Source organism: Streptomyces lateritius, from assembly GCF_014649715.1.
Classification (GTDB): Bacteria; Actinomycetota; Actinomycetes; order Streptomycetales; family Streptomycetaceae; genus Streptomyces; species Streptomyces lateritius.
This window is the reverse complement of the sequence record NZ_BMTO01000016.1, coordinates 153,544-179,411: the sequence shown is the minus strand read 5'-3', so window position 1 is coordinate 179,411 and position 25,868 is coordinate 153,544. Positions and strand designations below refer to the sequence as shown.

26 protein-coding genes and 5 tRNA genes are annotated in these 25,868 nt (G+C 71.1%); 21 read left to right on the top strand and 10 right to left on the bottom strand.

The features are described from left to right. The 4 genes from IE136_RS36050 to IE136_RS28865 all read right to left on the bottom strand — a co-directional run. On the bottom strand, positions 1-311 hold a 311-nt coding region (locus IE136_RS36050), incomplete at its 3' end, for a GTP-binding protein (RefSeq protein ID WP_229819242.1). Further along, positions 292-699 carry a DUF742 domain-containing protein gene (locus IE136_RS28875; RefSeq protein WP_158990866.1) on the bottom strand — a complete coding sequence of 136 codons (408 nt, stop codon included), beginning with the start codon at positions 697-699 and terminating at the stop codon, positions 292-294. The genes IE136_RS36050 and IE136_RS28875, both read right to left, overlap by 20 nt. A gap of 129 nt (positions 700-828) precedes the next feature. Then, complete coding sequence (locus IE136_RS28870) at positions 829-1,242, bottom strand: roadblock/LC7 domain-containing protein (protein ID WP_030325548.1); 414 nt, start codon at positions 1,240-1,242, stop codon at positions 829-831. A 9-nt stretch (positions 1,243-1,251) separates the two neighbouring features. Continuing rightward, positions 1,252-5,061, bottom strand: a complete 3,810-nt coding sequence (locus IE136_RS28865) for a sensor histidine kinase (protein WP_373309168.1) — start codon at positions 5,059-5,061, stop codon at positions 1,252-1,254. Between the two features lie 548 nt (positions 5,062-5,609). Here IE136_RS28865 and IE136_RS28860 point away from each other — a divergent pair. The 9 genes from IE136_RS28860 to IE136_RS28820 all read left to right on the top strand — a co-directional run bounded on the left by IE136_RS28860 (position 5,610) and on the right by IE136_RS28820 (position 9,529). After that, entirely contained in the window at positions 5,610-5,798 is a 189-nt protein-coding gene (locus IE136_RS28860; protein WP_158994727.1) for a hypothetical protein, read from the top strand. 100 nt (positions 5,799-5,898) lie between these two features. Next, a complete protein-coding gene (locus IE136_RS28855; protein WP_158990870.1) occupies positions 5,899-6,684 on the top strand; it encodes a fumarylacetoacetate hydrolase family protein in 786 nt (261 codons plus the stop codon). Next, a complete protein-coding gene (gene gltX, locus IE136_RS28850; protein WP_158990872.1) occupies positions 6,677-8,155 on the top strand; it encodes a glutamate--tRNA ligase in 1,479 nt (492 codons plus the stop codon). Before IE136_RS28855 ends, gltX begins: the two co-directional genes overlap by 8 nt. A gap of 10 nt (positions 8,156-8,165) precedes the next feature. Beyond that, positions 8,166-8,888: an HAD family hydrolase gene (locus IE136_RS28845; protein ID WP_158990874.1), complete on the top strand. Its 723-nt coding sequence runs from the start codon at positions 8,166-8,168 to the stop codon at positions 8,886-8,888. A 92-nt stretch (positions 8,889-8,980) separates the two neighbouring features. Further along, a tRNA-Gln gene (locus IE136_RS28840) sits at positions 8,981-9,052 on the top strand. A 41-nt stretch (positions 9,053-9,093) separates the two neighbouring features. Beyond that, positions 9,094-9,166 (top strand) — tRNA-Glu (locus IE136_RS28835). 88 nt (positions 9,167-9,254) lie between these two features. Further along, a tRNA-Glu gene (locus tag IE136_RS28830) sits at positions 9,255-9,327 on the top strand. A 16-nt stretch (positions 9,328-9,343) separates the two neighbouring features. Further along, positions 9,344-9,415 (top strand) — tRNA-Gln (locus IE136_RS28825). A 41-nt stretch (positions 9,416-9,456) separates the two neighbouring features. After that, a tRNA-Glu gene (locus IE136_RS28820) sits at positions 9,457-9,529 on the top strand. Positions 9,530-9,679: 150 nt separating this feature from the next. Here the strand turns inward: IE136_RS28820 and ndgR are convergent. Next, a complete protein-coding gene (gene ndgR / locus IE136_RS28815; RefSeq protein ID WP_005311436.1) occupies positions 9,680-10,396 on the bottom strand; it encodes an IclR family transcriptional regulator NdgR in 717 nt (238 codons plus the stop codon). Between the two features lie 140 nt (positions 10,397-10,536). Here ndgR and leuC point away from each other — a divergent pair, with 140 nt between their 5' ends. From leuC to IE136_RS28795, 4 genes are all read left to right on the top strand, one after another. Then, on the top strand, positions 10,537-11,961 hold the full coding sequence (leuC, locus tag IE136_RS28810) for a 3-isopropylmalate dehydratase large subunit (RefSeq protein ID WP_158990876.1): 1,425 nt from the start codon (positions 10,537-10,539) through the stop codon (positions 11,959-11,961). Positions 11,962-11,967: 6 nt separating this feature from the next. After that, entirely contained in the window at positions 11,968-12,561 is a 594-nt protein-coding gene (leuD, locus tag IE136_RS28805) for a 3-isopropylmalate dehydratase small subunit (protein WP_189601787.1), read from the top strand. A gap of 104 nt (positions 12,562-12,665) precedes the next feature. Beyond that, positions 12,666-12,893 carry an SCO5555 family protein gene (locus tag IE136_RS28800; protein WP_158990880.1) on the top strand — a complete coding sequence of 76 codons (228 nt, stop codon included), beginning with the start codon at positions 12,666-12,668 and terminating at the stop codon, positions 12,891-12,893. Positions 12,894-13,036: 143 nt separating this feature from the next. Continuing rightward, the gene (locus IE136_RS28795) at positions 13,037-13,720 is read left to right on the top strand and encodes an HU family DNA-binding protein (protein ID WP_158990882.1); all 684 of its coding nucleotides are present in this window, start codon (positions 13,037-13,039) and stop codon (positions 13,718-13,720) included. Between the two features lie 166 nt (positions 13,721-13,886). On the opposite strand, the gene IE136_RS28790 is transcribed toward IE136_RS28795, so the two are convergent. Continuing rightward, entirely contained in the window at positions 13,887-14,096 is a 210-nt protein-coding gene (locus tag IE136_RS28790) for a hypothetical protein (protein WP_158990885.1), read from the bottom strand. A 10-nt stretch (positions 14,097-14,106) separates the two neighbouring features. Further along, positions 14,107-14,754, bottom strand: coding sequence for a 2-phospho-L-lactate guanylyltransferase (gene cofC, locus IE136_RS28785; RefSeq protein WP_189601786.1), 648 nt, complete (start codon positions 14,752-14,754; stop codon positions 14,107-14,109). 161 nt (positions 14,755-14,915) lie between these two features. Here cofC and IE136_RS28780 point away from each other — a divergent pair, with 161 nt between their 5' ends. The 3 genes from IE136_RS28780 to IE136_RS28770 all read left to right on the top strand — a co-directional run bounded on the left by IE136_RS28780 (position 14,916) and on the right by IE136_RS28770 (position 17,915). Beyond that, the gene (locus IE136_RS28780; protein WP_158990889.1) at positions 14,916-15,668 is read left to right on the top strand and encodes a lysophospholipid acyltransferase family protein; all 753 of its coding nucleotides are present in this window, start codon (positions 14,916-14,918) and stop codon (positions 15,666-15,668) included. Continuing rightward, positions 15,665-16,666, top strand: a complete 1,002-nt coding sequence (locus IE136_RS28775; RefSeq protein WP_158990891.1) for an NAD(P)H-dependent glycerol-3-phosphate dehydrogenase — start codon at positions 15,665-15,667, stop codon at positions 16,664-16,666. The genes IE136_RS28780 and IE136_RS28775 overlap by 4 nt, the downstream gene beginning before the upstream one ends. Positions 16,667-16,775: 109 nt before the next feature. Further along, positions 16,776-17,915, top strand: coding sequence for a D-alanine--D-alanine ligase family protein (locus IE136_RS28770; RefSeq protein WP_158990893.1), 1,140 nt, complete (start codon positions 16,776-16,778; stop codon positions 17,913-17,915). Positions 17,916-17,943: 28 nt separating this feature from the next. On the opposite strand, the gene IE136_RS28765 is transcribed toward IE136_RS28770, so the two are convergent. Continuing rightward, the gene (locus tag IE136_RS28765; protein WP_158994729.1) at positions 17,944-18,435 is read right to left on the bottom strand and encodes a DUF3515 domain-containing protein; all 492 of its coding nucleotides are present in this window, start codon (positions 18,433-18,435) and stop codon (positions 17,944-17,946) included. Positions 18,436-18,458: 23 nt separating this feature from the next. Beyond that, a complete protein-coding gene (locus IE136_RS28760; protein WP_158990895.1) occupies positions 18,459-18,692 on the bottom strand; it encodes an Lrp/AsnC family transcriptional regulator in 234 nt (77 codons plus the stop codon). A gap of 230 nt (positions 18,693-18,922) precedes the next feature. On the opposite strand from IE136_RS28760, the gene IE136_RS28755 reads away from it, so the two are divergent. Both IE136_RS28755 and thiD read left to right on the top strand, forming a co-directional pair. Then, a complete protein-coding gene (locus IE136_RS28755) occupies positions 18,923-19,885 on the top strand; it encodes a thiamine-phosphate kinase (RefSeq protein ID WP_158990897.1) in 963 nt (320 codons plus the stop codon). Then, complete coding sequence (thiD, locus tag IE136_RS28750; protein WP_189601785.1) at positions 19,882-20,679, top strand: bifunctional hydroxymethylpyrimidine kinase/phosphomethylpyrimidine kinase; 798 nt, start codon at positions 19,882-19,884, stop codon at positions 20,677-20,679. Before IE136_RS28755 ends, thiD begins: the two co-directional genes overlap by 4 nt. Positions 20,680-20,866: 187 nt before the next feature. On the opposite strand, the gene rpmB is transcribed toward thiD, so the two are convergent. Then, positions 20,867-21,052 carry a 50S ribosomal protein L28 gene (rpmB, locus tag IE136_RS28745; protein WP_003957616.1) on the bottom strand — a complete coding sequence of 62 codons (186 nt, stop codon included), beginning with the start codon at positions 21,050-21,052 and terminating at the stop codon, positions 20,867-20,869. A 228-nt stretch (positions 21,053-21,280) separates the two neighbouring features. Here rpmB and fakA point away from each other — a divergent pair, with 228 nt between their 5' ends. The 3 genes from fakA to rsmD all read left to right on the top strand — a co-directional run bounded on the left by fakA (position 21,281) and on the right by rsmD (position 25,845). Continuing rightward, entirely contained in the window at positions 21,281-22,870 is a 1,590-nt protein-coding gene (fakA, locus tag IE136_RS28740; protein WP_158990901.1) for a DAK2 domain-containing protein, read from the top strand. Between the two features lie 165 nt (positions 22,871-23,035). Continuing rightward, a complete protein-coding gene (recG, locus tag IE136_RS28735) occupies positions 23,036-25,186 on the top strand; it encodes an ATP-dependent DNA helicase RecG (protein ID WP_229819248.1) in 2,151 nt (716 codons plus the stop codon). 74 nt (positions 25,187-25,260) lie between these two features. Further along, positions 25,261-25,845 carry a 16S rRNA (guanine(966)-N(2))-methyltransferase RsmD gene (gene rsmD, locus IE136_RS28730; protein WP_158990905.1) on the top strand — a complete coding sequence of 195 codons (585 nt, stop codon included), beginning with the start codon at positions 25,261-25,263 and terminating at the stop codon, positions 25,843-25,845. The last annotated feature ends 23 nt before the right edge of the window (positions 25,846-25,868 follow it).

The following is a 25,868-nucleotide window of genomic DNA, read 5'->3' as shown; positions in this document are numbered from 1 at the left end:
CGGACCAGGTCGTCCCACATGAACCAGAAGCGGTCCTGACCGGGCGTACCGAAGAGGTACAGGATCAGGTCCTGGTCCAGGGTGATACGGCCGAAGTCCATCGCCACCGTCGTGGTGGTCTTGTCCCCGGTGTGCGTCAGATCGTCGATACCGGCCGAGGCCGAGGTCATCACGGCCTCGGTACGCAGCGGGTCGATCTCCGAGACGGCGCCGACGAACGTGGTCTTGCCCACGCCGAAGCCACCCGCCACCACGATCTTCGCGCTGGTGGTTGAACGGGCCGCGCCGCCGCTAGAGCTTGCGAAGTCCACTGAGCACCCTTTCGAGCAGTGTCACGTCCGGCGTGCCGCCGGCCTCTCCGTTGCCCGGCTGGTGGATCGCCACCATGCCCGCCTCCGCCAGGTCGGCGACCAGGATGCGGGCGACACCGAGCGGCATCGACAGCAGGGCCGACACCTCCGCCACCGACTTGACCTCACGGCACAGGTGGCAGATCCGCTGGTGCTCGGGAAGCAGACTGGCGAGGTGCGCCGGGTCGGCCGTGGTGCTCACCAGCGCCTCGATGGCGAGCTGGTACCGCGGCCTGGTCCGGCCGCCGGTCATCGCGTAGGGACGTACCAGCGGCTGGTCGCCCTCATATCCGTACGACTCGTCGAGTGAGGCGCCGTACGGATCGTGAGAGGCGGGGGGCGGGGTCATGAATCCTCCGGGCGTGACGGCGAAAGGTCATCTGCCGTCTGATGGGGCCGGTGGGGGGCCGGATGGGGCGGCCGAACGGTTGTGATGCCAGGGTGGCACGGAGGGGCGTACCACCCTGTCGGTGCGGGTCTAGTGCAGCAGGCTTCCCTGGAGCTCGGCACGGAGGTCCGGGGTGAGGACACTGCCGGCCCGGTCGACCAGCAGCGTCATCTCGTAGCCCACGAGGCCGATGTCGCACTCCGGGTGCGCGAGCACGGCCAGCGAGGAACCGTCGGAGACGGACATCAGGAAGAGGAAGCCGCGCTCCATCTCCACGACGGTCTGTGCGACGGGTCCTCCCTCGAAGATCCGGGACGCTCCCGCGGTCAGCGAGGTCAGTCCGGATGCGACCGCCGCCAGCTGGTCGGCGCGGTCCCGGGGGAATCCTTCCGACATGGCCAGCAGCAGGCCGTCGGCGGAGACCACCACCGTGTGGGACACCCCGGGGGTGTTGTCCACGAAGTTGGTGATCAACCAGTTCAGATTCTGCGCCGCCTGGCTCATCGCGCTCAACTAACGCTCCTGCTGGTGGGTCGGGCCGAGGTGGTGGTTACCCGTGGTCGAGTTGCCCGCCTGGCGGCCCTGTTGGATACCGCGGCGCAGATTGGTGAGCCGGCCGCGGACGTCGTCGGGTGCACGCGAGACCTGGGGGCCGGCCGTGTGGGCCTGCTCCTGCGCGGTCCCGGGTACGAGGTTGGCGCGCGGCACCCGCCGCGGCAGCCCCGAGGTGGTGACGCCGCCGGCCGCGGGCTTGCGGACCCGCTCGGCCTGGCGCACCAGCTCGTCGTTGGGGGAGGTCCGCCAGGAGGCGGGCCCGGCCTGCTGCTGACCGGCGTCGCCGCCCGCCTGCCCCGCGGGGCGCCGCGGAGCGGCGGGACCGGGCGGCAGCGGAAGGGCGGGGGTCTGCATCGTCTGCTCGACGTCCGCGACCCGGCCGTTGTCCTGGCGCCCCTGGTTCTGGTCCTGCGGCTGGCCCTGGGCCTGCGCCTGACCGTGGAACCAGTTGGTCTCCAGCGTGTCGTACAGCGGGGTGCGGCCGTCACCGGAACCGCTCGCCGGAGGCAGGGCCTCGGGCTGACGGGGCTGCTGGGGCCGGGACTGCGCCGGCGGCTGCTGCGGGAGGCCGCCGGCCGGCCGGGGCGCACCGTAGTCCCCGCCGCCGCGCGGGCTCGGCGCCTGGCCCTGCTGAGGGGCCTGCTGCTGGTAGCCCTGGGGCGCCTGCTGGGGCTGACCGAAGTCGGGGCGGGCGAACTGGGCGGTGGACGCCGGGTCCTGCGGCGTCGGCTGGTAACCCTGCGGCGCCTGCTGGGCCTGGCGGCCCTGCTCCGGACGGCCGAAGTCCGGCCGGGGGAACTGACCCGTGGAACCGGGGCCCTGAGGAGCCGTCGGCCGGGCGTACTGGCCCGTCGTCTCCGGCTCCTCGTGACCGCGCGGGGCATCCAGCGGCGTCATCTCCTGCTGCGGGCGGCGGACCGGCTGCGCCTGCTCGTTGCCCCAGCTCGCCGCCTGCGGACGCTGCTGCTGCGGGTTGCCGCCGGGCAGCTCGGCGCGGGGGACGCCGTTCTGGCCGGGGCGGCCGCCCTGCGGGGCCTGACCCTGCGCGCCCAGGTTCTGGTTGCGCTGGTTCTGGCCGCCCTGGTTGCCCTGTCCGCCCCAGACGTCCGTACGGGACGGGATGGCGCTCTGCGCGCCGCCGAACCCGCCGGCACCGAGACCTGGACGCTGCGGCTCCTGGGAGACCTGCGGCATCTGCGCGGTCTGGTCGCCCTGCGGGGACTGCTGCGGAGACGGCTGACCCTGCGGGGACTGCTGCTGGGCGTGCTGCGGCTGCGGTGCCTGGCCGCCCCGGTGCTGGCCCTGACCCTGCGGTGCGCCCTGCGGACCGTTCGGGCGGGAGGCGCCGTTGCCGGGGAGCGCGGCCCGCGGGCCGTTGCCCGCGCCGACCTGCCCACGGGGGGCACTCGCACCGGCACCGATCCGGCCGGCCGTCGCCGACGGCGCACCGCCCAGACCCGGACGGCCGCCGCCGGCGGCGCCGGGGCCACCGGCCGCGCCGGGACCGCCCGGCAGACGGCCCGCGTTGGCGGACGGACCCTGCGGCATCGCACCCTGACCGCCGGCACCCTGCTTGGGCACGGGCTTCTTGCCGCCCTGGGCGACGTCGACGGGGAGCATGACGAGCGCGGTGGTGCCGCCGGAGTCCGAGGGACGCAGCTGGATCCGGATGCCGTGCCGCAGGGAGAGGCGGCCGACCACGAACAGACCCATGCGGCGGGAGACGGAGACGTCCACGGTGGGCGGCGAGGCGAGCCGCTCGTTGATCGCGGCGAGGTCCTCGGGGGAGAGACCGATGCCGGTGTCGTGGATCTCGACGAGGACGCGGCCGTCGGGCAGCGCGTGACCGGTGACCCGGACCTTCGTCTGCGGCGAGGAGAACGAGGTGGCGTTCTCGAGCAGCTCGGCGAGGAGGTGCACGAGGTCGTTGACGACCCGGCCGGCGACCTCCGTCGCCGGGACGGCGGCCAGTTCGATGCGCTCGTACTGCTCCACCTCGGAGGCGGCGGCACGGAGCACGTCGACCAGCGGCACCGGACGCGTCCAGCGACGGCCCGGCTCCTCACCGGCGAGGACGAGGAGGTTCTCACCGTTACGCCGCATGCGGGTGGCGAGGTGGTCGAGCTTGAAGAGCGAGGAGAGCTGGTCCGGGTCGGCCTCGCGCGACTCCAGCTCGGAGATGAGCGAGAGCTGACGCTGGATGAGACCCTGCGAGCGGCGCGAGAGGTTGGTGAACATCGCGTTGACGTTGCCCCGCAGCAGGGCCTGCTCGGCGGCGAGACGGACCGCCTCGCGGTGCACGTCGTCGAAGGCCGCGGCCACCTTGCCGATCTCGTCCCGGGAGTGCACACCGACGGACTCGACGGAGGTGTCGACGTCCTGCGGGTCTGCCTCGGAGAGCTGCTTGACCAGCTCGGGCAGGCGTTCCTGGGCGACCTTGGTCGCGGTGTCCTGCAGCCGGCGCAGCGACCGGATCATGGACCGGGCCACGACGAAGGCGCCGATGAGGGAGACACCGAGGACGAGCAGGATCAGCGCACCGTTGATGATGGCGTCTCGCTGCGACTCGGCCCGCAGCTCACGGGCCTTGGTGTCCATCTTGCCGAGCAGGTCGGCCTCGATGCGGTTCATGGCCTGGATCTTGGTGCCGTACTCGTCCGTGAAGTTGAGGTGACCGCGCGGGGCGCGGCCCTCCATGCCGGAGTCGTTGCTCAGCACCCGGTCCGCGTACTTGTCGGCCGCGTCGATGGACGGGTTGCCGGTGGTCAGCGAGGCGGTCAGCTGGTCGGCGTCGCCGCCGGCGGACTCGAAGATGGTCTGGAAGGCCTTGAGCTCGACCTTCTCGCCCTGCTGGGCGGCGTAGCCGTAGAGACGGTCGCCCTGCTGCAGCTTGCCTTGCCGGCTGTCGTTCGACGGCAGCGCCGCGGCGATGATCGCCTGCTGGACGGAGGCGTACTCCTTGGCGGAGGAGAACGCGGCGAGCGCCCGGGTCCGCTTGATCATCTCGGGGTTGCTGGTCGCCTGCGCCATGTCCTGGGACAGGCTGAGCAGCGAGCGGATCAGACGGCTGTACGCCTCGACCGTCACCGAGTTGGAGACGCCCTTCTTGTACGCCTCCTGGCGGATGCCGCCGATCTGGACGACCTGGGACGCGATCTGGCTGACGTTCTGCCGGATGCTCTGCAGCGCCTCGTCGCCCTCGGTGGCGGGGATGTCCGCGGTGGCGTCCATGAACGCCTTCTGGGCCCGGTCCGTCGCCTTGCGGGGGTTGGAGACCTGGTAGTCGCTGGCCGGCTTGCCGTTGGCCAGGGGGCCGGCGGAGAGGTCACGCTCGACCTGGAGGGCCTTGGCGAGGTCCGTCGCCTCTTCGGTCAGCTTGGTCAGCAGCTGCATGTGGTCCAGCTGCTCCATGTCCTGGAGCGACTCGCTGATACGGATGCCGCCGAGGCTGGTGGCGGCGACCACGGGCAGGGTCAGCAGGGCGACCAGACGCGTCGAGATACGCCAGTTGCGCAGGGCTATTCGAGAGCCGACCTCGTTCTCGGCCTTGGGCTTCTTGGCGGCCTTGGGCTCGGCGGAAGCGGAGGTGGCACCGCCACGCGCGGCGCTGTCACCGCCGTCGCCGTGCGGGCCCTGGCCCGTGTTCCGGGCGTGCTGGGCCGAGGCACCGCGGTCGGTCCCGGCCGCGTGCTCCTGCTCCGCCGCGGCTTCCCCTCGGCCCTGGCGGCCCTGGGGAGACCCCATGTCCCTCTTGAATCGTCCCTGCACTAGCGTCGCAACCTCTGGACCAGGCGTCCTTCCGCGTGAGCGGAGTGGACGGTGTCGGCGTCGTGGGACGCGAGTGCGCCCCATGGTGGTCGTCGATGACCGGCGCAGTTCCCCCTTCCCCGCCGCTCACCCGGCGCTGCGTTGCGCCCCCTGCGCGCCGGCTTGAAACCCGCGGCGGTGCGTGGAATTCCAGCACAGTGCCGGATCTCCAACAAGGGCCGTGCCCGGGGCGTCGACTCCTATAACAACCCGTGAACATCGTGTCACCCGACGTAGAACATGATCATGGATGAATCGGACTTATTAATCCCAAAGAGTCACGTGGGCCGAGTGTCCCAGTCGCGATGATCAGGAGCGGAATGGAGCATTCAGTGGTGCAATGTCCGTTTCGGTGACCCTCGATCGCCGTCCGTAATGTCAGGATTGTCGGGCTGGTGGTGAGCAAACTCACACCTAGATCGTTGTCTACTCCATGCATTCGAAGGGAATTGCACGTTTAGCCTGACGCTTTACAAGAGACCCCGCTCTGCAAAGGCCTGACACCCGTGATGAAGACGACGATGCTGCTCCGCTCCACGGCCAACCCCCGCCGCACCACGCTCGCCCACCTCGAGGACGCCGAGCAGCTCGGCCGCGGCGCGCAGCCGGAGCACGGGCTGGACCTCCCCACGCAGACGGCCAACCCCCGCCGCACGGTCCTCATGACCGCCCCCGAGGCCCCGCAGCCCGCACAGTAATACGGCGGGAGCCGCTTTTCAGGCTCGGTTCGCCTCCCCTCACCGCGTTAGCCTGGGGCGTCAGACTCCAGCCAGTACCAAGTGAGGGGCGACAGCACTCGTGCGCATCGCCAGATTCTCCATCGACGGCAATGTCGCCTTCGGCGCCGTCGAGGGCGAGGGAACCGTCGAGTCCGGCGGCCTGGTCCTCGACATCATCAAGGGCATCCCGTACACCGACTTCGAGCTGAGCGGCACCAAGGTCCCGCTCAGCAAGGTACGGCTCCTGCCGCCCGTGCTCCCCAACAAGGTCGTGGCCATCGGCCGCAACTACGCGGAGCACGCCGCCGAACTCGGCAACGAGGTCCCCGAGGTGCCCGTCGCCTTCTTCAAGCCGACCACCTCCGTGATCGGCTCCGGCGACGCCATCGAGTACCCCTCCTTCTCCAACGAGCTGCACCACGAGGCCGAACTGGCCGTGGTCATCGGCCGCATGTGCCGTGAGGTCCCGCGCGAGCGCGTCAAGGACGTCGTCTTCGGCTACACCTGCGCCAATGACGTCACCGCCCGCGACGCCCAGCAGCGCGAGAAGCAGTGGGCCCGTGCCAAGGGCTTCGACACCAGCTGCCCGCTGGGTCCCTGGGTGGAGACGGAGCTCGACCCGAGCGACCTCACCATCCAGGCCACCGTCAACGGCGAACAGCGTCAGCTCGGCCGTACGAGCGACATGATCCGCTCGATCGAGGACCTGGTCGTCCACATCACCGAGGCCATGACGCTGCTCCCGGGCGACGTCATCCTCACCGGCACCCCCGCCGGGGTCGGACCGCTCAACGTCGGCGACGAGGTCGCCGTCACCATCGAAGGCATCGGCACTCTCACCAACAAGGTGATCAAGCGTGGCTAACGCGAACGTCCGCGTACGTTTCTGTCCCTCCCCGACCGGCAACCCCCACGTGGGCCTGGTCCGCACCGCTCTGTTCAACTGGGCCTTCGCCCGGCACCACGGCGGTACGTTCGTCTTCCGCATCGAGGACACCGACGCGGCGCGCGACTCCGAGGAGTCGTACCAGCAGCTGCTCGACTCGCTGCGCTGGCTCGGGTTCACCTGGGACGAGGGTCCCGACGAGGTCGGCGGCCCGCACGCCCCGTACCGCCAGTCCCAGCGGATGGACATCTACAAGGACGTCGCCGAGAAGCTGCTCGCGGGCGGCTACGCCTACCACTGCTTCTGCACCGCCGTGGAGCTCGAGGCCCGCCGCGACGCCGCCCGCCTGGCCGGCAAGCCCTCCGGTTACGACGGCACCTGCCGCAACCTGAGCGCCGAGCGCATCGAGCGCTACCGCGCCGAGGGCCGCGAGTCGATCGTCCGCTTCAAGATGCCCGACGAGCCGATCACCTTCACCGACCTGGTCCGCGGCGAGCTCACCTTCACCCCGGACAACGTCCCGGACTACGGCATCGTGCGCGCCAACGGCGCCCCGCTGTACACCCTGGTCAACCCGGTCGACGACGCGCTCATGGAGATCACCCACGTCCTGCGCGGCGAGGACCTGCTCTCCTCCACCCCGCGCCAGATCGCGCTCTACAAGGCGCTGATCGAGCTGGGCATCGCCAAGGAGATCCCCGCCTTCGGCCACCTGCCGTACGTGATGGGCGAGGGCAACAAGAAGCTCTCCAAGCGCGACCCGCAGGCCTCGCTCAACCTCTACCGCGAGCGCGGCTTCCTCCCCGAGGGCCTGCTCAACTACCTGTCGCTGCTCGGCTGGTCCTTCTCGGCCGACCAGGACCTCTTCACCATCGAGCAGATGGTCGAGAAGTTCGACATCGCCGACGTCAACGCCAACCCGGCCCGCTTCGACCTCAAGAAGGCCGAGGCGATCAACGCCGACCACATCCGCATGCTGGACGTGAAGGCGTTCGCCGAGGCATGCGAGCCCTGGCTGCGCGCCCCGCACGCCAACTGGGCGCCGGAGGACTTCGACCGCGCGGCCTGGGAGGCCATCGCCCCGCACGCCCAGACGCGCGTCACGGTCCTCTCCGACATCACGCAGAACGTGGACTTCCTGTTCCTGCCCGAGCCGGTCTTCGACCAGCCCTCGTGGGACAAGGCCATGAAGGGCGAGCCTGCCGCGCTGCTCACCACCGCCCGCGCGAAGCTCGAGGCCGCGGACTGGAGCGATCCCGAGTCCCTCAAGAGCGCGGTCCTGGCCGCCGGCGAGGAGCACGGCCTGAAGCTCGGCAAGGCCCAGGCCCCGGTCCGCGTCGCGGTCACCGGACGTACGGTCGGCCTGCCGCTCTTCGAGTCCCTGGAGATCCTCGGCAAGGAGAGGACTTTGGCCCGGATCGACGCCGCGCTGGCGAAGCTGGCGGCGTAATCTCGGCCGTATGCCGATCCGCGCCGTCCTGTGGGACATCGACGACACGATCTTCGACTACGCCCGCGCCGACGTGACCGGCATGCGCGAGCACCTCACGGCCGAGGGCCTGGTGGACGGATTCGACTCCGTCGACCAGGCCCTTCGTCGTTGGCAGGAGCTCACCGTCGTCCACTGGCGGCGCTTCGAGGCCGGCGGGGTGGACTTCCTGGAGCAGCGGCGCGAGCGGGTACGCGACTTCCTGGACGCGCCCGCGCTCACCGCCGCCGAGGCCGACGGCTGGTTCGAGCGGTACCTCACGCACTACGAGGCCGCCTGGGAGCTCTTCCCCGACGCCGTCCCCGTTCTCGACGCGCTGGCGGCCGGCTACCGCCACGCCGTCCTGTCGAACTCCAGCATCCACAACCAGGACCGCAAGCTGCGGATGCTCGGTGTGCGGGACCGGTTCGAGGCCGTCGTCTGCGCCGCCGAGCTCGGGTTCGCCAAGCCGGCCGCCGAGGCCTTCCACGCCGCCTGCGCGGCGCTGGGGCTCCGGCCCGGGGAGGTGGCCTACGTCGGCGATCAACCGGACATCGACGCCCGTGGGGCGGTCCTGGCCGGGCTCACGGGTATCTGGCTGGACCGCGGCGGTCGGGGCGGACGGCCCGAGCTGACCCGGATCACCGACCTCCACCAGCTCCCGGGGCTGCTGCGCGGCGATACCCGTTTTGGAGCGTCGGACACCTTCGGGTAATGTTCTTCCTGCGCCGAGGGGAGCAAGCCGAAAGGCCGAAACCCACGGAGCACAACCCGAGCAAGATCCCCACAGCGGGGGTTGCGTTTTGGTGGCCTATGGTGTAATTGGCAGCACGACTGATTCTGGTTCAGTTAGTCTAGGTTCGAGTCCTGGTAGGCCAGCTCGCAGAGCTCATCTGCACCACGCGGATCTGATCCGCAAAGCCCCCGTTGTGTAGCGGCCTAGCACGCTGCCCTCTCAAGGCAGTAGCGCCGGTTCGAATCCGGTCGGGGGTACAGATCCATCCTGCGGATCACCAGGGTCGCTCCCGGTGAAGACGCGGTGACATCGCTCGGCACTCCGGTGCCGGTCGGGATCGCTAGGGCCCCCGTTGTGTAGCGGCCTAGCACGCCGCCCTCTCAAGGCGGTAGCGCCGGTTCGAATCCGGTCGGGGGTACTGGTCTAAACCACCATGGCCTATGGTGTAATTGGCAACACTACGGTTTCTGGTACCGTCATTCTAGGTTCGAGTCCTGGTAGGCCAGCTCGCAGAGCTCATCTGCACCACGCGGATCTGATCCGCAAGGCCCCCGTTGTGTAGCGGCCTAGCACGCCGCCCTCTCAAGGCGGTAGCGCCGGTTCGAATCCGGTCGGGGGTACGCATGGAGGAAGCCCTTCCCTTCGGGGGAGGGCTTCTTCGTGTTGCCGGACAACTGAAGATCGCCAGGAGGGGCCGGGACGCAACTCCGGCCCACCGCTGCGGCGTTGAAGCGGTGGGCCGGGGGACGGGCGGGGGAGGGTGCGGCGGTTCAGCCGTTGCGGCGCAGCGCCTCGGAGAGGCGGGCGGCCGCGTCGATGACCGCCTGGGCGTGCATGCGCCCCGGGTGCCGGGTCAGGCGCTCGATCGGGCCGGAGACCGAGACCGCCGCCACCACGCGGTTCGAGGGGCCGCGCACGGGCGCGGAGACGGACGCCACGCCCGGCTCCCGCTCGCCGATCGACTGGGCCCAGCCTCGGCGCCGTACGCCCGACAGGGCCGTCGCCGTGAAGCGGGCGCCCTGCAGGCCGCGGTGCAGCCGCTCCGGCTCCTCCCAGGCCATCAGGATCTGCGCCGAGGAGCCGGCCTTCATCGTCAGCGTCGAGCCGACCGGGACGGTGTCCCGCAGGCCCGACAGCCGCTCGGCCGCCGCCACGCAGATGCGCATGTCGCCCTGCCGGCGGTAGAGCTGGGCGCTCTCGCCGGTGACGTCGCGCAGATGCGTCAGTACCGGGCCCGCGGTCGCGAGCAGGCGGTCCTCTCCGGCCGCGGCGGCGAGCTCCGCCAGCCGCGGTCCGAGGATGAACCGGCCCTGCATGTCGCGGGCCACCATCCGGTGGTGTTCCAGTGCCACGGCGAGTCGATGTGCCGTGGGCCGTGCGAGTCCCGTCGCCGCGACCAGACCTGCGAGGGTGGCCGGACCGGACTCCAGGGCGCTCAGGACAAGGGCTGCCTTGTCGAGAACGCCTACGCCGCTAGAGTTGTCCATGCAACGATATTCACGTCTCACTCTGTGAAACGCAAGTTCAATTTTCCCGGGAACCTGTGACCCTGGTGAGGCGGCCGCACAACGGCCCGCGAAACGGGTCTCTAGTTGTGCCGGCGTAGACGTCGGCCGGAGGGAAAGCGATGGGTAGGACACTCGCGGAGAAGGTCTGGGACGACCACGTCGTCCGGCGCGCCGAGGGCGAGCCCGACCTCCTCTTCATCGATCTGCACCTGCTGCACGAGGTGACCAGCCCCCAGGCGTTCGACGGTCTGCGCCAGAACGGCCGGCCGGTTCGGCGCCTCGACCTCACCATCGCCACCGAGGACCACAACACCCCGACCCTCGACATCGACAAGCCGATCGCGGACCCCGTCTCGCGCGCGCAGTTGGAGACGCTGCGCAAGAACTGCGCCGAGTTCGGCGTACGGCTGCACCCGCTGGGCGACGTCGAGCAGGGCGTCGTCCACGTCGTGGGCCCCCAGCTGGGCCTGACCCAGCCCGGTACCACCGTGGTCTGCGGCGACTCGCACACCTCCACGCACGGCGCTTTCGGCGCGCTGGCGTTCGGCATCGGCACCAGCCAGGTCGAGCACGTCCTGGCCACCCAGACGCTGCCGCTGGCCCGCCCCAAGACCATGGCGATCACCGTCGACGGCGAGCTGCCGGACGACGTCACCGCCAAGGACCTGATCCTGGCGATCATCGCCAAGATCGGTACCGGCGGCGGCCAGGGCTACATCCTGGAGTACCGCGGCTCCGCCATCGAGAAGCTCTCGATGGAGGCCCGGATGACCGTCTGCAACATGTCGATCGAGGCCGGCGCCCGCGCGGGCATGATCGCCCCCGACGAGACCACCTTCGCGTACCTCAAGGGCCGCGCCCACGCCCCCGAGGGCGAGGACTGGGACGACGCCGTCGCGTACTGGAAGACGCTGCGGACGGACGACGACGCGGTCTTCGACGCCGAGGTCGTCATCGACGCCGCCGAGCTGGCGCCGTTCGTCACCTGGGGCACCAACCCCGGCCAGGGCGCTCCGCTTTCGGCGCACGTCCCCGACCCGGCTTCGTACGAAGACGCTTCGGAGCGCAACGCCGCCGAAAAGGCCCTGGAATACATGGGGTTGACCGCCGGGCAGCCGCTGCGGGACATCAAGGTGGACACCGTCTTCGTAGGCTCCTGCACCAACGGTCGCATCGAGGACCTGCGTGCGGTGGCCGGCATCGTCGAGGGCCGCAAGGTCGCCGACGGCGTCCGCATGCTGGTCGTCCCCGGCTCCGTCCGGGTCGCCCTGCAGGCCGTCGAGGAGGGCTTGGACAAGGTCTTCAAGGAGGCGGGCGCCGAATGGCGGCACGCCGGCTGCTCGATGTGCCTGGGCATGAACCCCGACCAACTGGCTCCCGGTGAGCGCTCCGCGTCCACCTCCAACCGCAACTTCGAAGGCCGGCAGGGCAAGGGCGGCCGGACCCACCTGGTCTCGCCCCAGGTCGCCGCCGCCACCGCCGTACTGGGCCATCTGGCCTCCCCGGCCGATCTGTCCGACGTCGCTACGCCCGCGGGGGTCTGAGGAACCATGGAAGCTTTCAACACGCACACCGGCCGGGCCGTCCCGCTGCGCCGCAGCAACGTCGACACCGACCAGATCATCCCCGCGCACTGGCTCAAGAAGGTCACCCGCGACGGCTTCGAGGACGGTCTCTTCGAGGCCTGGCGCAAGGACGAGCAGTTCGTCCTCAACCGCCCCGAGCGCAAGGGCGCCACGGTCCTGGTCGCGGGCCCCGACTTCGGCACCGGCTCCTCCCGCGAGCACGCCGTCTGGGCGCTGCAGAACTACGGCTTCAAGACCGTCATCTCCTCCCGGTTCGCCGACATCTTCCGCGGAAACTCGCTGAAGAACGGTCTGCTGACCGTGGTCCTGGACCAGAAGACGGTGGACGCCCTCTGGGAGCTGACCGAGGCCGACCCAACGGCCGAAATCACTGTTGACTTGGAGCGGAGGAAGGTCCTCGCCGCCGGGATCGACGCCGACTTCGAGCTCGACGAGAACGCCCGCTGGCGTCTGCTCAACGGCCTCGACGACATCAGCCTCACCCTTCAGAACGAAGCCGACATCGCGGCCTACGAGGCGGCGAGGCCGGCCTTCAAACCCCGTACAATTACTGTCTGAGCAGCGCCTTTCCATGACTGCGCCCCCCACCTCCCGGTGGGGGGCGCAGTCGCTTGTTGAGACCCTGTCGGGCGACAACTCGCCCCAGATGGCACAATCGGTGCATGGAACGCGACAGCCAACTCGAGCTCTACAAGGCCGTCGCCGCCCGATTGAAGGAAGCGCACACAAGGGTGCGCGAACTGCAAGTCCCGGAGGGCGTAAGGATGGCGCTGTCCCGGAAGCTGCTGGTCGTGACGGCCGCGGCGAAGCACGATCTCACGGACGCGGCAGCGCGTCTGGACCGGTTGATGAAGGACCTCGACGAGGGCCGATTCCCTGAAGACGACTGACACCAGGAACTCCGCAACGGGACTTCCGCGTTGCGGCACTAGGGTGATTAGCCCGTTTCGTGTTTGATTTGCGGTATATACATGCCTAACGTGCGAAAAAGCTTGAACACTTTCGTTCTGGCAATGTCTCCGAAGGGGAAGACGTGAACAAGGCGCAGCTCGTAGAAGCGATTGCCGACAAGCTCGGCGGCCGTCAGCAGGCCGCGGACGCTGTCGACGCGGTGCTGGACGCGATCGTGCGTGCCGTGGTCGGCGGGGACCGGGTTTCGGTCACCGGCTTCGGCTCGTTCGAGAAGGTCGACCGCCCGGCCCGGTACGCCCGCAACCCGCAGACGGGTGAGCGCGTCCGGGTCAAGAAGACCTCCGTGCCCCGCTTCCGTGCTGGTCAGGGCTTCAAGGACCTGGTCAGCGGGTCGAAGAAGCTCCCCAAGGGCGGCGAGGTCTCCGTCAAGAAGGCGCCCAAGGGCAGCCTGACCGGCGGCGCTTCCGCGACCGTGAAGAAGGCCGCGGCGAAGAAGGCCACCACCGCCAAGAAGGCCGCCGCCAAGAAGGCGACCCCGGCGGCGAAGAAGACCACCGCGGCGGCGAAGAAGACCACTCCGGCGGCGAAGAGGACCACCGCCACCGCGAAGAAGGCCACCCCGGCGGCGAAGAAGACGTCGGCCGCGGCCAAGAAGGCGACCCCGGCGAAGAAGGCGACGGCCACGACCAAGAAGGCCGCCGCCAAGAAGACCGCCCCGGCGAAGAAGGCCACGGCGACGAAGGCGCCCGCCAAGAAGACGACGGCGCGCAAGACCACCGCGAAGAAGGCGACCGCCAAGAAGTAAGCGGGTAAGGCGCTCCGCGGCCACGGGCCACTCACACGCCGGGCCGGGCTCCCCCTCGGGGAGGCCGGCCCGCGGCGCGTCCGGCGCCCTGTCCGCGCCCTGTTCGGCCCAGCCGGCACGGGCGAGCGCCGCCCAGAGGTCTGGTCGCAGGTCCCTGCCGAGCCGGTCAGAGGGTCTGCAGCGTCACCAGGGTGATCCGCGGGCCCGCGCCGGCGGTGCCCGGCTCCGTCTCGATCCGCACCCGCTGCCCCGGCCGCAGCAACCGCAGCCCGCCCGCGTCGAACGCCTCGGCCCCGAACTCCACCGGGGTGCCGTCGTCGAGCAGCACACTGCCGCTGCGGGTCTCGGGGTCGTACGTGTACGCGGTCGCCTGCATGGACCGCAGCCTATCCGGCCGCACGATCCCAGTGGGCGGCCGTCCGTGAACCGACACCCAGGGCGAGCGCCGCCGCCAGATCCTCCCCGGTGTCCACGTCCCGGCGCACGGAATCCACCCCCGTCAGCCGGATTTCCACCGCCCCGGAAGACAAATGCCGACGGCGGGAAGCACCCCCGAAAGCAGGCGCCAATTCCACTCCCGGACCGGCCGAGAGGAATGTCGTGCCGATTTCCGCGGCATCCGCGAGAAATGCCCGGGGGAATTCCGCCGCCGCCTCCAGGACCCGGGCCAGCTCCGCGGAGCGCAGCGCCGGCAGGTCCGCGTTCAGCGCCGCCACCCGCGCCGCGGGGCGCGCGTCCCGTACCGAACGCGCCCCGTGCGCCAGCGCCGCGTTGAGCCCCGCCCGCGGGGAGTCGGCCACGATCCGCGCCCCCAAGGCCGAAAGCGCCCGCCCCGCCGCCGGATCGTCCGTGACGACCGCCACATCCCGCACCCGCGGGCACTCCAGCGCCGCGACCACCGTGTCCTGCGCGAACGCCAGGGCGAGCCGGGGGCGCAACAGCGCCCCGGTCGCCGCGGCGAGCCTGCTCTTCGCCCGCGCAAGGGGCTTCAGCGGCACCACCAGGGACCAGCCGTCGTCCGCATCGGTGTTCATCGGGGCCCATTGTGACCCGACACCCCCCGCCGGTGTCCGACGGGCCGGGGGAGCGGTGCCCGGCGACGCCGGGATCCCGGGGCGTACCGTGTTCTCGACAGACCAGGAGCATGGGGCGACACTTGACCCCCTGCACGCCAGTCCCAGAGGAAGGTGTCCGAGTGTCCCGCCGCAGAATCGGCTTCTGGTACCGCCTGGCGGCGGTCATCGCTAAACCGCCGCTGGTGGTTCTGTTCAAGCGGGACTGGCGCGGAGCGGAACACATTCCGGCCGACGGCGGATTCATCACCGCCGTGAATCACAACTCGTATCTGGACCCGTTGTCCTACGCGCACTTCCAGTACAACACCGGGCGGGTCCCGCGTTTTCTCGCCAAGGCTGGCCTCTTCAAGGGCTCGTTCGTCGGAACGATGCTCCGCGGCACCGGACAGATCCCCGTCTACCGCGAGACGACCAACGCGCTCGACGCCTTCCGCGCCGCCGTCGAGGCCATCGAGCGCGGCGAATGCGTCGCCTTCTACCCCGAGGGCACCCTCACCCGCGACCCCGACATGTGGCCCATGGCCGGCAAGACCGGTGCCGCGCGCGTCGCGCTGCTCACCAAGGCTCCCGTCATCCCGGTCGCCCAGTGGGGAGCCAACCTCGCGATGCCGCCGTACGCCAAGGAGAACAAGCTCCGGCTGTTCCCGCGCAAGACGCTGATCGTGCAGGCCGGCCCGCCCGTCGACCTCTCCGGCTTCTACGGCCGGGAACCCACGCCCGACGTGCTGCGCGAGGCGACCGAGGTCATCATGGCCGCGATCACCGCGCTCCTGGAGGACGTCCGAGGCGAGAAGGCTCCGCCCGAGCCGTACGACCACCGCAGGGCACGGCTGGAACAGCGGCGCAAGGCCGCCGGGGAGGGCAAGAAGTGACCAAGGCAGCCGTCTTCGGTACGGGATCGTGGGGCACCGCCTTCGGAATGGTGCTCGCCGACGCGGGATGCGAGGTGACCCTCTGGGGCCGCCGCGCCGAACTCGTCGACGCCGTCAACACCACCCGTACCAACCCCGACTACCTCCCGGGCGTCGAACTCCCGGCGGCCGTCCGGGCCACCACCGACCCCGCCGAGGCCGCCCGCGACGCCGAGTTCACCGTGCTCGCCGTCCCCTCGCAGACCCTGCGGGGCAACCTCGCCGCGTGGGCCCCCGCGCTCGCCCCGGACACCGTCCTCGTCTCCCTCATGAAGGGCGTCGAACTCGGCACCGCCAAGCGCATGAGCGAGGTCATCGAGGAGGTCGCCAAGGTCCCGGCCGAGCGCGTCGCCGTCCTCACCGGACCCAACCTGGCCAAGGAGATCGCCGCCCGGCAGCCCGCCGCCGCCGTCGTCGCCTGCGCCGACGAATCGGTCGCCCAGCGCCTCCAGGCCGCCTGCATGACCCCGTACTTCCGCCCGTACACCAACACCGACGTCGTGGGCTGTGAGCTCGGCGGAGCGGTCAAGAACGTCATCGGTCTCGCCGTCGGCATCGCCGACGGCATGGGGCTCGGCGACAACTCCAAGGCCACGCTCATCACCCGGGGACTGGCCGAGACCACCCGGCTCGGCCTTGCCATGGGCGCCGACCCGCTCACCTTCTCCGGTCTCGCCGGCCTCGGCGACCTCGTCGCCACCTGCTCCTCGCCGCTCTCCCGGAACCACACCTTCGGCACCAACCTGGGCCGCGGGATGACGCTCCAGGAGACCATCGCGGCCACCAAGCAGACCGCGGAGGGCGTCAAGTCCTGCGAGTCCGTGCTCGATCTGGCCCGCCGCCACGGCGTCGACATGCCGATCACCGAGACGGTCGTCTCCATCGTCCACGAGGGCAAGCCGCCGATCGTCGCCCTCAAGGAGCTGATGTCGCGCAGCGCGAAGCCCGAGCGGGGCTGAGCGCCGCCCCTCACCGCCGGGCCCGCCACCGGGGGCCCGTTGGGCCGGACGCGCGCGGCGCACCGCGGCTCTTAAGCACGCCGGAGACGCAAGGTACGCTCAACGCGATATGAGCGAGAACACCCAGAGCCCCCGCAAGCCGCGCGTGGCCGTCGTCTTCGGCGGACGCAGCTCCGAGCACGCCATCTCCGTCGTCACGGCCGGCGCCGTCCTGAGCGCCATCGACCGGACCAAGTACGACGTGCTGCCGATCGGCATCACCACCGACGGGCGCTGGGCGCTGACGGCCGACGCCCCCGAGCGGATGGCCATCGCCGACCGCTCCCTGCCGAACGTCTCCGACCTCACCGAGTCCCAGGAGGGCGGCGTCGTCCTCTCCGTCGACCCGGCCAACCGCGAGGTCGTGTACACCGAGCCGGGCACCGTGCCGAAGGCGCTCGGCGAGGTCGACGTCGTCTTCCCGATGCTGCACGGTCCGTACGGCGAGGACGGCACCCTCCAGGGCCTCCTGGAGCTCTCCGGCGTCCCCTATGTCGGCGCGGGCGTCCTCGCCTCCGCCGTCGGCCAGGACAAGGAGTACATGAAGCGGGTGTTCACCTCCTTCGGGCTGCCCGTCGGCCCCTACGAGGTCATCCGGCCCCGCGAGTGGGAGCAGAATCCCGCGGCCGCCCGCAAGAAGATCGTCGAGTTCGCCGCTGAGCACGGCTGGCCGCTCTTCGTGAAGCCCGCCCGCGGCGGTTCCTCCATGGGCATCACCAAGGTCGACGACCTCTCCGGCCTGGACGAGGCCATCGAGGAGGCCCGGCGCCACGACCCCAAGATCCTCGTCGAGTCGCTGCTGCGCGGCCGCGAGATCGAGTGCGGCGTCCTGGAGTTCGAGGACGGCCCGCGCGCCAGCGTGCCGGCCGAGATCCCGCCCGTCACCGACCACGACTTCTACGACTTCGAGGCCAAGTACATCGACTCGGCCTCCGGGATCGTGCCCGCGCCGATCGGCGACGAGGCCACCGCCGAGGTCCAGCGCCTGGCGGTCGCCGCCTACGAGGCCGTCTCCTGCGAGGGCCTGGTGCGCGCCGACTTCTTCCTCACCGAGGACGGCGACTTCGTCATCAACGAGATCAACACGATGCCCGGCTTCACTCCCATCTCCATGTACCCGCGGATGTGGCAGGAGAGCGGCGTGAGCTACCCCGAGCTCGTCGACCGGCTGATCCAGGCCGCGCTGAACCGCTCGACGGGCCTGCGCTAGGTACGCGCCGGCCCGGTCGCACTCCGGTTCACTCGCACTCCGGTTCCAGGGCGCAGGGAACCGTCTGCTTCACGGGGGCGGCGAGATCCACGAGCGGGGCGGCGTCGTGCGCGTACCGCTCGTCCAGCGTCACCTCGATGTACGCCTCGCGGTACACCGAGGTGAAGCGGGGTCCGTCGCCCTCCCGCCGCTCCACCATCCAGCGCACGCCGTCGACCGAGACGCCCTGTGCCTGCGGATCGGTCATCTTTTCGGGCCGGGGGACGCCGCAGCGCAGTACGATCGCCGCGTCCCCCCACCCGGCGGTCAGCTCGGAGTCAGGCTCCGGATCGTTCCGTTCCAGCCCCGCCACGGTGCCGGGAAGCTCCTTCGCCAGTGCCTGGCAGAAGGCGGCTTCCTCCGCCGGCGGGCTGGGAACCGGGACCGACGCCTTCGCGTTCGTGGAGGAGCAGCCCGCGGCGGTCAGCAGCGCCAGCGCTGCGGCGGCGACGGGCAGGCCGAAAGGCCGGTGGGAAGACATCACCGGCCAAGGGTAGACGGGGGCTACAGATGGACGACCGGGCAGGTGAGGGTGCGCGTGATGCCGTCCACTTGCTGGACCTTGGCGACCACCATGCGGCCGAGATCGTCGACCGTGTCCGCCTGGGCGCGGACGATCACGTCGTACGGTCCGGTCACGTCCTCGGCCTGGATCACGCCCGGGATCTTGGCGATGGTCTCGGCGACGGTCGACGCCTTTCCCACCTCGGTCTGAATAAGGATGTACGCCTGTACCACGGAACCTCCAGGGCGGCCACGAGGATCATTGGGAGAAAGAACCCGATGAAAGGTTCGTCACGGTACCGCGTCGCCGTGGGCCACGGGGAGACCCGCACGCCCGGAGGCGTCCACGGTGTGGCGTACGCACGACAGAAGTTGACGGTCTACTTGACGGTACCCAGCGCAATGACGGCTCGCGACCCGCAGAGCGACCCGCGCGCCGGCATGACAACACGAGGTGAGACGCGGTGAAGGGCACAGTCGGCGAGTTGGGGGAGTTCGGGCTCATCAGGGAGCTCACCTCCCGGCTCACCTCCACCCCGGCGGTACGGATCGGGCCGGGCGACGACGCCGCGGTCGTCTCCGCACCGGACCGGCGCGTGGTGGCCAGCACGGACATCCTGCTCGAAGGACGTCACTTCCGCCGCGACTGGTCGACGGCGTACGACGTGGGCCGCAAGGCGGCGGCGCAGAACCTCGCCGACATCGCCGCCATGGGCGCCGTCCCCACCGCGCTCCTGCTCGGCCTCGTCGTCCCGGCCGAGCTCCCGGTCACCTGGCCCACCGAACTCATGGACGGGCTGCGTGACGAGTGCCAGGTCGCCGGCGCGGCCGTCGTCGGCGGCGACGTCGTCCGCGGTGACACCATCACCGTCGCCATCACCGCCCTCGGCGATCTGCGCAACCACGACCCCGTGACCCGGGGCGGCGCCCAGCCCGGCGACGTCGTCGCCTACACCGGCTGGCTCGGCTGGTCCGCCGCCGGCTACGCCGTCCTGTCCCGCGGCTTCCGCTCCCCGCGCGCCTTCGTCGAGGCCCACCGACGGCCCGAACCGCCCTACCACGCGGGCCCCGCGGCCGCCGGCCTGGGCGCCACCGCCATGTGCGACGTCAGCGACGGACTCATCGCCGACCTCGGCCACATCGCCGAGGCCAGCAAGGTCCGCATCGACCTGCGCTCCGGCCTCATCGACATCCCGACCCAGATGAACGACATCGGCCAGGCCGTCGGCGTCGACCCCATGCAGTGGGTGCTCACCGGCGGAGAGGACCACGCCATCGTGGCCACCTTCCCGCCGGACGTGAAGCTGCCGGCCCGCTGGAAGGTCATCGGTGAGGTCCTCAACCCCTCCGCCCTGCCCCAGGTGACCGTGGACGGGGCGCCCTGGCACAGCACGGGCGGCTGGGACCACTTCGGGGAGTCCGAGTGAGCCTCCCGCCGCCCCTCGTCCTCACAGTCGCCGGCTCCGACTCCGGCGGCGGCGCCGGCATCCAGGCCGACCTGAAGACGATGCTCGCCCTCGGGACCCACGGAATGAGTGTGGTCACCGCCGTCACCGCCCAGAACTCACGGGGCGTCCACGGCGTCTGGGAGCTTCCCGAGGAGGCGATACGGGCGCAGTACCGCGCTGTCGTCGACGACATCGGCGTCCAGGCGGTGAAGACCGGGATGCTGTCCTCGGCCGCGCTCGTGGAGACGGTGGCTGAGCTCCTCGCGGGGACGGACGCGCCGGTGGTCGTGGACCCGGTGGGGGTCTCCAAGCACGGTGACCCGCTGCTCGCGGCCTCCGCGCTGGACTCCGTACGGACGAAGCTGCTCCCGGCCGCCACCGTGGCCACACCCAACCTGGACGAGGTGGCGCAGCTCACCGGCGTCCACGTCGTGCACGAGAGCGACATGCGGGTGGCCGCCGAGGCGATCCTTTCGTACGGACCGCGCTGGGCGCTGATCAAGGGCGGACACCTGCCGACCGGCGACGGCGCGGTGGACCTGCTCACCGACGGCGCCGAGGAGCACTGGCTGCGGGCGCCGCGGCACGACAACCGGCACACGCACGGGACGGGCTGCACGCTCGCCTCCGCCGTGGCGGCGGGACTCGCCAAGGGGCTGCCGGTGGAGCGGGCGGTGCGGGAGGCGAAGGAGTACGTCACGGGGGCGATCGCCGCCGGGTTCGCCCTGGGGGCGGGGATCGGCCCGGTGGACCACGGCTGGCGGACGCGTTAGCCCGGCGGCCCGCTCCCAGGCCCCGGCCCGTTCCCAGACCCTGGCCCGCTCCCGCTCCCGCTCCCGGGCCCCGGCCCGGGCGGCCTGCCTCCTTGCCTGTCTCCGGGCATGGCGAAAGGCCGGTTCACCGAGGTGAACCGGCCTTTCAAGGCAACCGCAGGGGCTGCGCTACGACGAAACGTCGGCGTTAGCGCGAGACCTTGCCGGCCTTGATGCACGAGGTGCAGACGTTGAGCCGCTTCGGCGTCCGACCGACCACGGCACGCACACGCTGGATGTTCGGGTTCCAGCGACGAGACGTACGGCGGTGCGAGTGCGAAATGTTGTTGCCGAAGCCCGGCCCCTTGCCGCAGACGTCGCAGTTGGCAGCCACGGGTCACTCCAAAGACTTCAGATTTACAGTGAAATCCGGCGCACCGGAATCAGAGATCTGAAGTGGCTTGCCGGGGGAATGGCCCGACTCTCGCCGGGCAACCGAAGCAGCATACAACGGCTGCTCCCGTGGAACGAAACTACCATGGCGAGCGCCGCCCCCGCCCCGGCCCAGGTCACGAGCGGGGCTAACCTGCGGTGCGACCGCCATCTACAGGAGGATCCCCCGTTGCCGCAGACCGCGCAGACCCTGGACGCCGCGGCGGTCCGATCCTGGTGCGTACGGGCCCTGGACGCGCTCGGCCGGGAGCGCGAGGAGATCGACGCGATCAACGTCTATCCGGTCGCCGACGGGGACACCGGCACCAACCTCTACCTGACCGTGGAATCCGCCGCCCAGGCGGTCGAGGCGGTCTTCGCGGCCGACGAGCCCGACGCCACCGATGCCATACGGGCCATGGCCCACGGCGCCCTGATCGGCGCCCGCGGCAACTCAGGGACGATCCTGTCGCAGCTGCTGCGGGGCATGGCGTCCGTGCTCGCCGACGGCCGTGACGGGGATCACCTCGCCCGGTCGCTGGCGGCGGCGGCCCGCGCGGCCCGCGAGGCCGTGGCCCACCCCGTCGAAGGAACGATCCTCACGGTGGCGAGCGCCGCCGCCGAGGCGTGCGGCGGGGGCGGGGACCTCGTGACGGTGGCCAAGGGGGCGTACGAAGGGGCCAGGAGCGCGCTGGAGGCGACCCCCGGACAACTCGCCGTGCTCCGACGCGCAGGCGTCGTGGACGCCGGAGGACGCGGTCTGGTCGCCGTCCTCGGCGCGCTGGTCGAGGTCGTCTCCGGCGAGGCGCAGCTGCGGCCCGCCGGAGCGCACCGGTCCGCCGTGGCCGCCGAGGCGTGCGAGGCGGAGGCCGGCCCGGCCGGACCCGCCTTCGAGGTGATCTACCTCCTTGAGGCCGAGGACGCGGCCGTCGAGCGGCTACGGGCCCGGCTCGACGCGCTCGGCGACTCCCTGGTCGTCGTCGGCGGCGACGGACTGTGGAACGTCCACGTCCATGTCGACGACGCCGGCGCGGCGGTCGAGGCGGGCATGGAAGCGGGACGGCCGCACCGGATCCGCATCACCCACTTCTCGGGCGTCTCCGAGGTACGGGAGCAGGCCCAGCGCGCCGTCGTGGCGGTGGTCCCCGGTGAGGGGCTCGCAGGGCTGTGCCGGGAAGCCGGCGCGACGACGCTCCTGGCCAGGCCCGGCGAGCCGCCGGCCAGCGGCGAACTCGTCGACGCGATCCGGCGGGCGCACGCGCGCGAGGTCGTGCTCCTGCCCAACGACACCGATCTGCGGCACACGGCGGGCGCGGCGGCCGAACAGGCCCGCGCCGAGGGGATCCGCGTCGCCCTGATCCCGACCAGGGCGGCCGTCCAGGGCATCGCGGCCCTCGCCGTGCACGAACCGGAGCGGCGCTTCGACGAGGACGTGGTGGCGATGACGGCGGCGGCGGGCGCGACGCGCTACGCCGAACTCGCCGTCGCCGAACGCCAGTCCTTCACCTCCGCCGGCGTCTGCCAGGCCGGTGACGTCCTCGGCCTGATCGAGGGCGACGTGGCGGTCATCGGCCAGGACCTGACGACGACGGCCCGCACGGTCCTGGACCGGATGCTGTCGGCGGGCGGCGAGTTGGTGACCCTGATCGTCGCCGACGAGACCCCGGCGGCACTGGCGGCCGAGCTCGAACGCCATGTGCGCGAGACGTACCTGGCGGTGGACACGGCGACGTACCACGCGGGCGTGGGGGCGCCGCCGCTGCTGATCGGCGTGGAGTAGCGGGACGGTTGTCGGTGCCGTGGTGTGCAATGGACCGTGTGCCCGCGCTCGACGAACCACCGAAGAACGAACCACTGAAGAAAACGACGGAACTGCCCGAGGGGAGCGGCCGTGCTGCTCGGTGACCCGCTGAAGAACCTGCTCGGCGCCGCCACCGCGAAGGTGATGGCCGACCACCTCGACCTGCACACGGTCGGTGATCTGCTCCACCACTACCCACGACGGTACGCCGAGCGCGGCGAGCTCACCGCCCTCGCCGAGCTGCCCCTCGACGAGCACGTCACGGTCGTGGCGCAGGTGGCGGACGCGCGCGTGCTGACCTTCAACAAGGGCGGCCGGGGCAAGGGGCAGCGGCTCGAGGTCACCATCACCGACGGCAGCGGCCGGATGCAGCTGGTCTTCTTCGGCCGGTCGGTCTTCTTCCACCAGAAGGAGCTGCTGCCGGGCCGCCGCGGCATGTTCGCCGGCAAGGTCGGCGTCTTCAACCGCAAGCTGCAGCTCTCCCACCCCGAGTACAAACTCCTGGACGCCGACAGCGGCGACGAGACGGTCAAGGCCTTCGCGAGCGAACTGCTGCCGATCTACCCCGCCTGCAAGCAGCTGGAGTCCTGGACCGTCGAGCAGTCCGTCTCCATCGCCCTGGACTCCCTGGAGGCCACCGGCTGGACCGGACTCGCCGACCCGCTGCCGCCCGCCCTGCGCGAGGGACGCGGCCTCGCCGACCTGCCCGAGGCGCTCATGAAGGTCCACCGCCCCCGTACCAGGGCGGACATCGAGGACGCCCGGCAGCGGCTGAAGTGGGACGAGGCGTTCGTCCTCCAGGTCGCCCTCGCCCGCCGCCGGTACGCGGACACCCAACTGCCCGCCGTCGCCCGCAGACCCGCACCCGGCGGACTGCTCGACGCCTTCGACGCCAAGCTCCCCTTCACCCTCACCGACGGCCAGAAGAAGGTCTCCCAGGAGATCTTCGACGACCTCGCCACCGAACACCCCATGCACCGCCTCCTCCAGGGCGAGGTCGGATCGGGCAAGACGATGGTGGCCCTGCGGGCCATGCTCGCCGTCGTCGACGCGGGCGGCCAGGCCGCGATGCTCGCGCCCACCGAGGTCCTCGCCCAGCAGCACCACCGCTCGGTCACCGAGATGATGGGCGAGCTGGCCCAGGGAGGGATGCTCGGCGGGGCCGACCATGCCACCAAGGTCGTCCTGCTCACCGGTTCGACGAGCGCCGCCGGCCGTCGCCAGGCACTGCTCGACCTCGTCACCGGCGAGGCCGGGATCGTCATCGGCACGCACGCGCTGATCGAGGACAAGGTCAAGTTCCACGACCTGGGCCTGGTCGTCGTCGACGAACAGCACCGCTTCGGCGTGGAGCAGCGCGACGCCCTGCGCGGCAAGGGGAAACAGCCCCCTCACCTGCTCGTCATGACGGCGACGCCCATTCCGCGCACGGTCGCCATGACCGTCTTCGGCGACCTGGAGACCTCCGTCCTCGACCAGCTGCCGGCCGGCCGCTCGCCGATCGCCAGCCACGTCGTCCCGGCCGCCGACAAGCCGCACTTCCTCACGCGCGCGTGGGAGCGCGTGCGCGAAGAAGTGGAGAAGGGGCACCAGGCGTACGTCGTCTGCCCGCGCATCGGCGACGGCGAGGACGATCCCAAGGCGAAGAAGAAGCCCTCCGCCGAGGACGAGGCCGAGAAGCGCCCGCCGCTCGCCGTCCTGGAGGTCGCCGAGAAGCTGCGGGCCGGCCCGCTCGCCGGGCTGCGCATCGAGGTCCTGCACGGCCGGATGCACCCGGACGACAAGGACGACGCCATGCGCCGCTTCACCGCCGGTGAGGTCGACGTCCTCGTCGCCACCACCGTCATCGAGGTCGGCGTGAACGTCCCCAACGCCACCGCCATGGTGATCATGGACGCCGACCGCTTCGGCGTCTCCCAGCTCCACCAGCTGCGCGGCCGCGTCGGCCGTGGCTCCGCGCCCGGCCTCTGCCTCCTGGTCACCGAGATGCCCGAGGCGAGCCCGGCCCGCCGTCGCCTCGGCGCCGTCGCCTCGACCCTCGACGGCTTCGAGCTCTCCCGGATCGACCTCGAACAGCGCAGGGAGGGCGACGTCCTCGGCCAGGCCCAGTCCGGTGTCCGCTCCTCCCTTCGGATGCTCACCGTCATCGACGACGAGGAGGTCATCGCCGCCGCCCGCGAGGAGGCCACCGCCGTCGTCCTCGCCGACCCCGACCTCGCCGACCACCCCGAGCTGCGCACCGCCCTCGACGCGCTCCTGGACAAGGAGCGGGAGGAGTTCCTGGAGAAGGGGTGAGGCCGCGTGCGTCACACCCCGCTCACCGGCCATATCGTGGAGACACCGATCTCAGCGAAGGACGAGGACCTCAGATGACCCGCGTGATCGCCGGTACGGCCGGCGGACGCCGACTGGCCGTGCCCCCCGGCGACGGCACCCGCCCCACCTCCGACCGGGCGCGCGAGGGCCTCTTCTCGACCTGGGAGTCGCTCCTCGGCACCCTCGACGGAGCCCGGGTCGCCGACCTCTACGCGGGTTCGGGCGCCGTCGGCCTGGAGGCGCTCTCCCGGGGCGCCTCCCACGCCCTCCTGGTCGAGGCCGACGCCCGTGCCGCGAGGACCGTCCGCGAGAACATCCGCGTGCTCGGGCTGCCGGGCGCCGAACTCCGTACCGGCAAAGCGGAACAGATCGTGACGGGTCCGGCCCCCGCCGCCCCCTACGACGTCGTCTTCCTCGACCCGCCGTACGCCGTCCCGGACGACGATCTTCGCGAGATCCTCCTCACACTCCGCTCCGGGGGCTGGCTCACCGACGACGCCCTCGTCACCGTGGAGCGCAGCACCCGAGGCGGGGAATTCGGCTGGCCGGCCGGTTTCGAGCCACTGCGGGCCCGTCGCTACGGCGAGGGAACGTTTTGGTACGGTCGCGCCGCCTCTACGTGCGAAGACGCACGATGACCGGACCGGAGAGCGAGGGACCC